This is a genomic window from Pseudomonas sp. AGC41, assembly GCF_057334555.1.
This window is the reverse complement of record NZ_JBHFJB010000083.1, coordinates 66110-71413: the sequence shown is the minus strand read 5'-3', so window position 1 is coordinate 71413 and position 5304 is coordinate 66110. Positions and strand designations below refer to the sequence as shown.

Genomic DNA, 5304 nt, shown 5'->3' with positions numbered 1-5304 from the left:
CGCCAAAAGCTTCGCGAGCAGGCTCGCTCCCACAGGGTCCGCGTCAATCAGCTATCCAGTGCTTTGTATTTTTCACGCAGGTGGTTGCGGATCCACACTGCCGACAGGTTCAAGATCGCAATCACCAGCACCAGCAGCAACGCCGTGGCGTAGACCAATGGCCGGGCTGCTTCGACGTTCGGGCTCTGGAAGCCGACGTCATAGATATGGAAGCCCAGGTGCATGATTTTCTGGTCCAAGTGCAGGTACGGGTAGTTGCCATCCAGCGGCAGCGACGGCGCCAGTTTCACCACGCCCACCAGCATCAGCGGCGCTACCTCACCGGCGGCACGGGCCACGGCGAGGATCATGCCGGTCATCATCGCCGGGCTCGCCATCGGCAGGACGATTTTCCACAGCGTCTCGGCCTTGGTCGCACCAAGGGCCAGGGAGCCTTCACGCACGGTCCGCGGAATCCGCGCCAGGCCTTCCTCGGTGGCCACGATCACCACCGGCACAGCCAGCAGCGCCAGGGTCAAGGAAGCCCAGAGCAGGCCCGGCGTGCCGAAGGTCGGTGCCGGCAAAGCCTCGGGGAAGAATAGCCGGTCAACCGAGCCACCCAGCACATAAACGAAGAACCCCAGGCCGAACACGCCGTAGACGATGGCCGGAACGCCCGCGAGGTTGTTCACCGCGATGCGGATCAGGCGGGTCATCGGCCCCTGGCGCGCGTATTCACGCAGGTAGACCGCTGCCAGCACGCCGAACGGCGTGACGATCATCGCCATGATCAGGGTCATCATCACGGTGCCGAAAATCGCCGGGAAGATCCCGCCTTCGGTGTTGGCTTCACGCGGGTCGTCGCTGAGGAATTCCCAGACCTTACTGAAATAGAAACCCATCTTGGTGAAGGTGCCCATGCCGTTTGGCTGGTAGGCGTGCACCACTTTGCCGATCTCGATCTCCACTTCCTTGCCGTTGGCATCGCGGGCCGTCAGGCTGTCGCGGTTGAACTGCGCATGCAGGTCGGTCAGGCGCGCTTCGATGTCCTTGTAGCGGGCGTTGAGTTCGGCGCGTTCGCTTTCCAGGTCAGCCTGGGCGGCGGCGTCGAGCTTGCCGTCCAGTTCCAGCTTGCGGCCGTGCAGGCGGATGCGCTCGAGGCCGGCGTTGATCGCGCCGATGTCGACTTTTTCCAGCGCCTTGAGTTCGTCGGCCAGTTGATTGACCCGCTCGATACGCGCCTGCAACTGCGGCCAGGCGGCTTCGCCCTCGGCGATGACCTTGCCTTGTTCCTTGACGTTGACCAGGTAACCGTAGAAGTTGCCCCACTCACGTCGCTCCAGGGCCATCAGCTCCGCTGGTGTGGTCTGGTTGCTCAGCCAATCGCCGACGATCCAGGTGAAGTCGGTGCCGTTGAGATCCCGGTTGCCAACCTTCACCAACTCGCGGGTCATGAACTCCGGGCCTTCGTCCGGCACCGGCAGGCCAGCGCTTTTCAGGCGCTCGCGAGGCACTTCTTCTTTCTGTACGACTTCGCCGACCACCAGGTGCGCCGGCATGCCCGGTACGTTGTAGCTGGCGTGGATCAGGTCGGCCGGCCAGAAGTGGCCCAGGCCGCGCACGGCAATCACCGCCAACAGGCCAATGGTCATGATGACCGCGATGGACACCGCGCCACCGCTGATCCAGACGCCCGGGGCGCCGCTCTTGAACCATCCTTTCAGGGAGTTCTGTTTCACAGACTTCTACCTTTCTTAAAGCGACGAATATTTCTTGCGCAGACGCTGACGGATCAGCTCGGCGAGGGTGTTCATGACGAAGGTGAACAACAGCAGCACCAAGGCCGACAGGAACAGCACGCGGTAATGGCTGCCGCCGACTTCCGACTCAGGCATCTCCACCGCGACGTTGGCCGCCAGGGTGCGCAGGCCTTCGAACAGGTTCATTTCCATGACTGGGGTGTTGCCGGTGGCCATCAGCACGATCATCGTCTCACCCACCGCCCGGCCCATGCCGATCATCAGCGCCGAGAAGATGCCCGGGCTGGCGGTGAGGATGACCACGCGGGTCATGGTCTGCCATGGGGTAGCGCCCAGGGCCAGCGAGCCCAGGGTCAGGCCGCGAGGCACGCTGAACACGGCGTCTTCGGCAATGGAATAGATGTTCGGGATCACGGCGAAGCCCATCGCCAGACCGACCACCAGAGCGTTGCGCTGGTCGTAGGTGATGCCGAGGTCATGGGAGATCCACATGCGCATGTCGCCGCCAAAGAACCAGGCTTCCATGTATGGGCTCATGTACAGCGAGAGCCAGCCGACGAACAGGATCACCGGGATCAGCAAGGCGCTTTCCCAGCCGTCCGGCACTCGCAGGCGAATGGATTCCGGCAGGCGGCTGAAAGCGAAACCGGCGACCAGGATGCCGATCGGCAGCAACATCAGCAGGCTGAAGATGCCCGGCAGATGCCCTTCGACGTACGGCGCCAGGAACAGACCGGCAAAGAAACCGAGGATCACCGTCGGCATCGCCTCCATCAGCTCGATCACCGGCTTGACCTTGCGGCGCATGCCCGGGGCCATGAAGTAGGCGGTGTAGATCGCTGCGGCAACCGCCAGCGGCGCGGCCAGAAGCATGGCGTAGAACGCCGCTTTCAGGGTGCCGAAGGTCAGCGGTGACAGGCTCAGCTTGGGTTCGAAGTCGGTGTTGGCGGCGGTCGATTGCCAGACGTACTTGGGCTCATCGTAGTTTTCGTACCAGACCTTGCTCCACAAGGCGCTCCACGAGACTTCCGGGTGTGGGTTTTCCAGCACCAGCGGTTGCAGCTTGCCGCCCTGCTCCACGATCAGGCGGTTGGCCCGTGGCGACATGCCGAACAGGCCTTGGCCATCGACCACCTGGTCAACCAGCAAGGTGCGGTGGGCGGTACTGTGGAACACGCCGAGCTTGCCGGCGGCGTCGAGCGCAACGAAACCCTTGCGACGCTCTTCGGCACTGATCTCGACGATGGGCGCGCTGTCCATCTGGAAGGTCCGAATCTGTTTGAAACGCAGCTCACCGTCCGGATCGCGAGCCATGAACCACTGGGCCAGGCCGCCCTTGGAATCACCGATGATCAGCGATATGCCACCGACCAACTGGGCGACGGCGGTGACTTGGGCGTCAGCGTTCTCGAGCAACTTGTAGCGACCGTTGAGGCTCTTGTCCCGCAGGCTGAACACGTCGGCCTGGGCGCGCCCGTTGACCACATACAGCCACTGCTGGCGCGGGTCGACGAAGATGTTTTTTACCGGCTCGGTCATCTGCGGCAAATCGATACGCGTCTGCTCGCTGGTGATTTCACCGGTCATCATGTTTTCTTCGCTGGTAAGCGACAACACATAGAGCTGCGCGCCGCTGGAGCCAGCCAGCAGCAACGTCGAATCGGTAGCGTTGAGGCTGACATGCTCCAGGGCCGCGCCCTGCTCGTTCAACGCGATCAGCGCTTCACCGTAAGGGTATTCGATGGCAGGAGAGATGGTTTTCTTGCCGTCGGGGTAGCTGACTTTATAAGTGTGGCGGAACACCAGGGCCTGGCCATTGGACAAGCCGATCGCGACCAGCGGGCTGCCGGGCTGATCTTCACCGATGGACGTCACAGTGGCGCCGGCCGGGATCGGCAGCCCGACACGCCGCAGCTCGGCACCGCTGTCGAGGTTGTAGAACAGCGCCACGCCTTTGTCGGAAACCCGCATCGCCACTTGGTTCTGTTCTTCGATGGCGATCATCAGCGGCTTGCCGGCGTCTTGCATCCAGGCGGGGGTAATCGAGTCCTTGGCGGTCAGGTCGGCGCCTTGGAACAACGGCAACACCACATAGGCCAGGAAGAAGAAAATCAGGGTAATGGCGGCGAGGACGGCAAGGCCGCCAACCAGCACGTACCAACGGGTGAGGCGATCCTTGAGCGCGCGGATGCGGCGCTTGCGTTGCAGCTCAGGCGTATTGAAGTCAATGCGCTTGGGAGGGGAAGTCGTAGTCATTGTGGAGTTGGCCAGATCATTCATGCGCACACCCTAGCGATCCTGTATGACAGAAAGATGACAGTGAAGTGACGCAACAAATCCGCCGCCGGTGGGAACCGGCAGCGGATGGAAATTTGGTCTGTGGCAGCGAGCAAGTTCGCTGCCACAGGGGCCTGGGCTCAGGCGTTACTGCTTGGCGACGTTGCCGCCTTCCTGCAGACCCAGGTCAGCCAGTGCCTTGGCGGCGACTTTGGCTGGAACCGGGATGTAACCGTCCTTGACCACGACTTCCTGGCCTTGCTTGGACAGGATCAGCTTGACGAACTCGGCTTCCAGCGGGGCCAGAGGCTTGTTCGGCGCCTTGTTGACGTACACATAGAGGAAACGCGACAGCGGATACTTGCCGTTCAGGGCGTTTTCTTCGGTGTCCTCGATGAACTCGCCGCCTTCCTTCTTGGCCAGGGCAACGGTTTTCACGCTGGCGGTCTTGTAGCCGATACCCGAGTAGCCGATGCCGTTAAGCGAGCTGCTGATCGACTGCACAACCGAAGCCGAACCTGGTTGTTCGTTGACGTTTGGCTTGTAGTCGCCTTTGCACAGGGCTTCTTCCTTGAAGTAGCCGTAGGTGCCGGACACCGAGTTGCGGCCAAACAGCTGGACTGGCTTGTTGGCCAGGTCGCCGGTCACGCCCAGGTCGCCCCAGGTCTTGACGTCAGCCTTGGCGCCGCACAGGCGAGTCGAGGAGAAAATCGCATCGACCTGAGCCATGGTCAGGTGCTTGATCGGGTTGTCCTTGTGCACGAATACCGCCAGGGCGTCCACGGCAACCGGGATAGCGGTCGGCTTGTAGCCGTACTTCTGTTCGAAGGCCTGCAGCTCGTTGTCCTTCATCTTGCGGCTCATCGGGCCCAGGTTGGCGGTGCCTTCGGTGAGTGCGGGCGGCGCGGTGGAAGAACCGGCGGCCTGGATCTGGATGTTGACGTTCGGGTATTCCTTCTTGTAGTTCTCGGCCCACAAGGTCATCAGGTTAGCCAGGGTATCGGAGCCGACGCTGGACAGGTTGCCCGACACACCAGTGGTCTTGGTGTAGCTCGGGATCGCAGGGTCAACAGCGGCAACCGCGTTGGCAGTCGCGACGCCAGCAGCGACAAACGTCATTGCCGCCATCAAACGCTTCAGTTTCATGCCTTACTCCTAGCAGATAGGGTGTGTTAAGTCGGCCAAGTATCGATAAGCCGTATGAACACTCTATGGCTGAAATATGACAATTGGATGAAAGGCCAGCATTGGCTTTTGCAGGGATGATCCAGGGTGCCCTTTTCGGGGG

3 protein-coding genes are annotated in these 5304 nt (G+C 61.7%); all 3 read right to left on the bottom strand.

Features of this window, described 5'->3' with window-relative positions; genetic code table 11:
- Positions 1 to 47: 47 nt before the first annotated feature.
- The 3 genes from pstA to ACE04F_RS15210 all read right to left on the bottom strand — a co-directional run bounded on the left by pstA (position 48) and on the right by ACE04F_RS15210 (position 5162).
- Positions 48 to 1718, bottom strand: coding sequence for a phosphate ABC transporter permease PstA (gene pstA, locus ACE04F_RS15220; RefSeq protein WP_486107910.1), 1671 nt, complete (start codon positions 1716 to 1718; stop codon positions 48 to 50).
- Positions 1719 to 1733: 15 nt separating this feature from the next.
- Positions 1734 to 3767, bottom strand: a complete 2034-nt coding sequence (locus ACE04F_RS15215) for an ABC transporter permease subunit (RefSeq protein ID WP_486107923.1) — start codon at positions 3765 to 3767, stop codon at positions 1734 to 1736.
- A gap of 396 nt (positions 3768 to 4163) precedes the next feature.
- Positions 4164 to 5162 (bottom strand): phosphate ABC transporter substrate-binding protein PstS, encoded by a 999-nt coding sequence (locus ACE04F_RS15210; RefSeq protein ID WP_053127032.1) that lies wholly within the window; start codon positions 5160 to 5162, stop codon positions 4164 to 4166.
- Positions 5163 to 5304: the final 142 nt, after the last annotated feature.